Origin of the sequence: Nocardiopsis suaedae (genome assembly GCF_027706745.1) — a bacterium.
GTDB classification, from domain to species: domain Bacteria; phylum Actinomycetota; class Actinomycetes; order Streptosporangiales; family Streptosporangiaceae; genus Nocardiopsis_A; species Nocardiopsis_A suaedae.
Genome location: NZ_JAQFWP010000043.1, coordinates 53,028 through 59,226, shown reverse-complemented (window position 1 = coordinate 59,226; position 6,199 = coordinate 53,028). Strand labels below are relative to the sequence as shown.

Sequence of the window (6,199 nt, the reverse complement as noted above, 5' to 3'; positions counted from 1 at the left end):
CCGGCGGACGGCCGGGGCCCGTCAGCGGGGTACCGGCCGAGCCGCCGCCCACCCGCACCGCGAGCAGCCCGCCGGACGGCAAGCAGGACCAGGGAACCACCCCGCTCTGGCCGTCGCTGCCAAACACGGTGACCACGCACCCACCCGGCGGCCGACAACGCACCAGGTAGAGCAGCCGACCTCCCTCGTCGCCGCCATCTCCCTCGCGCCCCGACCACCCGCCGCCCGGCCGGGGCCCGTCAGCGGGGCACCGGCCAACCCGCCCCCCGCACCGCGAGCAGCCCGCCACCCGGCAGGCAAGCCCGGGGAACCGCCCCGCTCACGCCGTCGCCGCCCACCACGGCGACCACGCACACACCCGGCGGCCGACAGCGTTACCGCTTGGGTCTCCGACCTGCGTCGTCGCCGCTTTCAACCCCGCACCCTGGAATCCCGCCACCCGGCCCGGGCCCGTCAGCGGGGTACCGGCCGAGCCGCCGCCCACCCGGACCGCGAGGAGCCCGCCGCCCGGCAAGCAAGCCCAGGGAACTGCCCCGCTTCTGCCGTCGCCGCCAAACACGGTGACCACGCACACACCCGGCACCCGACAGAACAACAGGCAGGCCCGCCCACCTTCGTCGTCGCCGCCCCTTCCTCGCGCCCCGGCAGCCCGGCGCCCGGCCGGGGCCCGTCAGCGGGGCACCAGCCGAGCCCCCGCCCACCCGGACCGCGAGGAGCCCGCCACCCGGCAGGCAGGCCCGGGGAACCGCCCCGCTCACGCCGTCGCCGCCCACCACCCCGACCACGCACACACCCGGCACCCGACAGAACAACAGGCAGGCCCGCCCACCTTCGTCGTCGCCGCCCGCCCCCACGCTCTGGTGGCCGGATAGACGGGCAGGGCCCATCAGCGGGGAACCAGCCGACCCCGCCGTGAGACATCCCATCACCATGTGACCGGATAGAAAAGGCAAAAATCGGACTTTTCATCTCATAGCAGGCGTAGGCTGGCGCAGTTCCGCGCATGTTCAAGCCCTGGAGCTCAGTCGGCAAAGACCCGGTCCACCACGGGACGTCGCCCCGCCGTCCGCGGGGCGACGTGGTGGGCTGGGGCCTTCCAGGGCGGCCAGGAGAAGGAGTCCGATGTCCGACCAGCCACGACGCAACGGCCCCAGCGACGAGGAGCTGGGGATGGACCGGAAGATCAGCCGCCGCGACTTCTTCGACGGCGCCAGCGCGGCGGCCGCGGCCGGCATCGCCGCCGTGGCGCTCTCGGGATGCGGCGCCCCCGGTGAGCGCACGTGGTCGGCCAGCCCCCGCACGCCCGTCCCCGCCGAGCCCGGCACCGACTACCCGCCCGGCATGGAGGGGCTGCGCGGCAACACCCAGCAGGCGCTCAGCATCCCGCACACCATCCGCGACGGGCGCCTGGGCAGCGTCGTGAACACCTCCGCGGTCTCCGACACCGGCGAGCACTACGACCTGGTCGTGGTCGGCGCGGGCATCAGCGGCCTGGCGGCCGCGTACTTCTACCGCAAGAAGAACCCCGGGGCCAAGGTCCTCATCCTGGACAACCACGACGAGTTCGGCGGCCACGCCCGCCGCAACGAGTTCCACGCCGAGGGCCGCGACCAGGTGCTCATCGGCTACGGCGGCACCCAGGCCATCGACACCCCCTCGATCTACAGCGACACCGCCATGGGGCTCCTCAAGGAGCTGGGCATCGAGGTCGACAAGTTCGAGGAGTTCTTCGACCAGGAGTTCTACAACCGGTGGGACCTGGCCGACGAGGGCGACACCGTCTTCTTCCGCGCCGAGGAGTTCGGCCGCGACCACCTGGCCGTGCGCGCCGAGGGCGCGTCCGTGCGCGAGTGGCTGAAGGACGCCCCGGTCAGCCCCGAGGCGCTGGACGAGATCGTCATGCTCTACGACGAGCCGCAGGACTGGCTGCCCGGCCTGTCGGACGGGGAGAAGAAGGAGCGCCTCGCCCGGCTGACCTACGCCGGGTACCTGCGCGACGTCGTCGGCGTCGGCGACGAGGTGCTCGCCTACGTGGAGACCCTCACCAGCGACGAGTGGGCGGTGCCCGCCTCCACCTGGGGCGCCCTGGACGCCTGGGGCGAGGGCTACCCGGGCTTCGACGGCCTGGGCCTCGACGACTCCCGGGCCTCGCCGCTCAACTCCTTCTCCATGCGGCGCTTCTGGGACTTCGAGGACCCCTACATCCACCACTTCCCCGACGGCAACGCCAGCATCGCCCGCCTGCTGGTGCACGCCCTCATCCCGGGCAGCGTCCCGGGCGAGGAGAAACTCGACATGGAGAGCGTCGTGCTCGCCGAGTTCGACTACTCCAAGCTCGACACGGACGACAGCGACGTCCGGCTGCGCCTGCAGGCCCCCTGCACCGACCTGCGCCACGACGGTTCCCCGTCCTCGGCGGAGCGCGTCTTCGCCACCTACCACCGCGACGGCGGGCTCCACCGGGTCACCGCCGACCACGTCGTCATGGCCGCCTGGCACGTGATGGGCAAGTACCTGATGAAGGAGCTGCCCAGCTCCCAGCGCAACGCCATGCAGGACGCCTCCAAGCAGCCGCTGCTCTACGCCAACGTGGTGGTGCGCAATTGGCGGCCATGGGTGGAGCTGGGCATGCGGCACATCCGCCTCACCGGCGGCGACTGGGCGGTGGCCCAGCTCGACTACCCGGTCTCCATGGGCGGCTACGAGCACCCGCAGAACCCCGACGAGCCGATCGTCATCCAGATGATCGGCGCACCGAGCGCGGGCGTGCAGTCCCTCAAGCAGGGCGCCATCACCGGCCGCCACCGCACCCTCAAGCGCGACTTCGCCAGCTTCGAGCGGAGCATCCGCCACACCCTCAACCGGACGCTGGGCGACGGCGGGTTCGACGCCAAGCGCGACATCGAGGCCATCACCGTCAACCGGTGGGGCCACGGCTACGCCCGCGAGTACACCAGCCTGTGGGACTCCTTCTGGCCGGACGGCCCGACCCCCGCCGAGCGCGCGCGCAAGCGGCTGGGCCGGATCGTGATCGCCAACTCCGACGCCGCCCCCAACGCCTACACCGACATCGCCATCGACGAGGCGCACCGGGCCGTGGAAGAGCTCGGCGAGGCCTGACGCACGGGGGTCCCGGGGGCGGCGGCACTGTCCCCGGGGCCCCGCCTCCCCGCCGGGCGGCGTGTGCGCCAAAGCCCACCGCGATCCGGTCGGCCGCGCCGCCGCAAGGCGCTAAGTTGGTGCGGGTCATGCCTTACTCGCCTCCCGAACCCGCCGACCTGGACCGGCTCCGCCTGTACGCCTACCTGTCGGCCCCCGAGCGCCGCACCTACCTGGCGATCATGCGCCTGTTCACCGGCACCCTGCTGGCCGACCTGGGCGCCGGGGACGTGGGCGCCGCGCTCGCCGCCGCCGAGCGGCGCGGCGAGGTCGACGAGGGCGAGTCGCGCCTGGACACCGTGGTCGACCGGCTGGAGCAGCTCGCCCGCTGGGGCAACCTGGTCCCGGGCCGCCGCGAGCCCGCCGCCACCATCGCCGAGTTCACCCGCAGCCGGGTGCGCTACCAGGTCGCCAAACTCGCCATGCGGGTGCAGCGCGACGTGGACGACCTGCTCAGCGTCGCCGAGGGGGCCCGCGAGGTCTCCCGCGAGCTGCTCCCGGCCATCGAGCGCGGCCTGGCCGAGACCTCCCGCCTGCTGGACGAGGCGCTGGAGGCCGCCCCCGACGGCCGCGCGGTCCCGCGCGCCCTGCGCGAGCGCCTCTCCCAGCAGGTGACCACGCTGTTCCTGCAGCACGGCGAGTTCGCCGCCGCCGTGCGCGACTTCTACGCCTACCTCGGCTCGGTCATCGCCCGCTACGACCTCTCCCCCGAGGAGATGGCCGGGTTCAAGCACATGCTGCTGGAGTACGTCGACCTCATCGCGCGGGACGTGCTGCGGCACGCCGAACCGGTCGCCGACCGGCTGGCCGCGCTCGACAGGCGGCGCGAGGCGCTGCTGCGGGTGCTCGGGGGCGGCGCCGACCTGGTGCCCAACACCAGCGTGGTGGGCCAGACCGAGCTGATGGAGCGCGCGCCCGGCCGCACCGCCGCCGACTGGGACGGGCTGGCGGGCTGGTTCGTGGGCCGCCCGGGGCGCCCCTCGGAGGCCGACGAGCTGCGCGAGGCCACCAGCAGGGCGATCAGCGCCCTGCTGGGCAACGTCAAGCGCGCCACCGGCGCGGGCGGCGTGGACCCGGGCCGCCGCCGGGACCTGCTGCGCCTGGCCGCCTGGTTCGACGGGGCCGCCCCCGCCGACGCCCACGACATGTACGCCGCCGCCTTCGGCCTGTCCTCCGCCCGCCACCTGGCGCTGGCCCCCGAGGAGGACGCCCCCTCGCCCGGCCTGCCCTGGTCCGGCGGCGAGGGCGTCCCGGTCGAGGTGAACGTGCGCAGCCGCGGCGAGCGCGCCCCCGGCGGGCAGATCCCCCGCCTGGGCGACGACCCGCTGGGCCGGGCGGCCCTGCTGGAGGAGGAGGCGCGCCGCAAGGAGCGCAGGTCGGCCGCGGTGGGCGAGCTGGCCGCGTCCGCGGACGACCTGGCCGGGGCCCAGCTGTCGGCCGACGCCCTGGAGCTCTTCTGCGAGCTGCTCACCCTGGCCGGGGCCGGGCGGGACGCCCCCGCCGAGCAGGGCACCGCCGCCGACCCGGTGTCGGGGCTGACCCTGGTGCTGCACCCGGACGGCGGGGCGGCCCGGATCGGGTCGGTCTTCGGCACCCTGGAGCTGCACGGCACCCGTGTGGAGCTGGACGTGGCCGAGGGCGGCGCCGGAAGCGGGGTGGGCCGGTGAGCCGCGCCGCACGCACCGCGCGGGCCGAGCGCTCGGCGCTGGAGGGCCTGGACTCGATCGAGGCGGCCCAGGTGCGCCGGTGCGCCCGCACCCTGCTCCGCCGCCCGCTGCTGCGCGCCGACGGACCCGAGGGCGACGCGCTCCCGGCGGTGCGCCGCTACAGCGACCGGCTGCAGGCGCTGTTCGCCCACTACCTGGGGTACCGGCTGGCGGTGGAGCCGACGTTCGCGCGGCTGTACAAGTCCGGCCGCACCCCCGACGGGGTGCGCGGCGCCCACAAGGCCAACGGTGCGGCGTTCACCCCGCGCGCCTACGCCTACCTGTGCCTGGTGCTGGCCGAGCTGACCGGCACCAGCGGCCAGGTGCTGCTGTCCGGGCTGGTGGACCAGGTGCGCGCGGCCGGCGCCGAGGCCGGGCTGGACCTGGGCTGCGGCATCGTGGACCGCAGGGCGCTGGTGGCGGCGCTGCGCCACCTGATCGACCTGGGGGTGCTGTCCGAGACCGACGGCAGCGTCGGGCCCTGGGCCGAGGACGCCGGGCGCGAGGCGCTGCTGACGGTGGACGTGGAGCTGCTGGGGCACCTGGTGGCGGCCCCGCTGGGCCGTCTCGAAGGCCCGGCGCAGCTCGCCGCCGGGGGCGCCCCGGGGCCGGGCGACGACGTGCGGTACGCGGTCCGGCGCCGCCTGGTCGAGGACCCGGTGGTGCTCAACGGGGACCTGACCGCCGACCAGCGGGACTGGCTGCGCACCCGGCTGCGCCAGGAGTCGGAGCTGCTGGAGGAGCTGCTGGGGCTGCACCTGGAGGTGCGGGCCGAGGGCGTCCTGGCGGTCGACCCGGAGGGCTACCTGAGCGACCTGCTGTACCCGGGGCACGGGACGCTGTCGCGCATCGCGCTGTTGACCGCCGACGCCGTCCTGCGGGACGGAGGGGGCGGCGGGGACGCCGGCGCCCACGACGCCCCCTCCGAAACCCCCGACGACGGCCGGGTCCCCGTCTCCTACGCGCGCCTGGAGGAGGCGGCCGCCGACATCGTGGCCCGCTACCCCAAGGCGTGGTCGAAGGAGGCCGTGCGCGACACCGCGCGCCTGGCCCGGTCGGTGGCCCACACCCTCGTCCAGGCCGGGCTGGCGCGGGCGGGCACGGCCCCCGACGGGAGCGAGCGGGTCGAGCTGAGCCCGGCGGCGGCGCGGTACCGCCCCCGCCCGGACGGCCCCGAGGGCGACGGCGACGAGGACGAGGCGCAGGCCGACGGCGCACGCCCCGCCCCGGTGGGCCCCGGCGAGGGCCAGGAGTCCCTGTTCGCCGTAGGGGACGACCTGCCGTGAGGCCCCAGGACGCCGTTGATCTCGGGAGAACCGACGCGACACGCGCGG

3 protein-coding genes are annotated in these 6,199 nt (G+C 75.3%); all 3 read left to right on the top strand.

The annotated features are described in order from the left end of the window. Positions 1 to 1,122: 1,122 nt before the first annotated feature. The 3 genes from O4U47_RS20695 to O4U47_RS20685 all read left to right on the top strand — a co-directional run bounded on the left by O4U47_RS20695 (position 1,123) and on the right by O4U47_RS20685 (position 6,151). Positions 1,123 to 3,120, top strand: coding sequence for a flavin monoamine oxidase family protein (locus O4U47_RS20695; protein WP_270679568.1), 1,998 nt, complete (start codon positions 1,123 to 1,125; stop codon positions 3,118 to 3,120). A 128-nt stretch (positions 3,121 to 3,248) separates the two neighbouring features. Then, a complete protein-coding gene (locus O4U47_RS20690; protein WP_270679567.1) occupies positions 3,249 to 4,826 on the top strand; it encodes a DUF2397 domain-containing protein in 1,578 nt (525 codons plus the stop codon). Beyond that, a complete protein-coding gene (locus O4U47_RS20685) occupies positions 4,823 to 6,151 on the top strand; it encodes a TIGR02678 family protein (RefSeq protein WP_270679566.1) in 1,329 nt (442 codons plus the stop codon). Before O4U47_RS20690 ends, O4U47_RS20685 begins: the two co-directional genes overlap by 4 nt. Positions 6,152 to 6,199 lie beyond the last annotated feature (48 nt).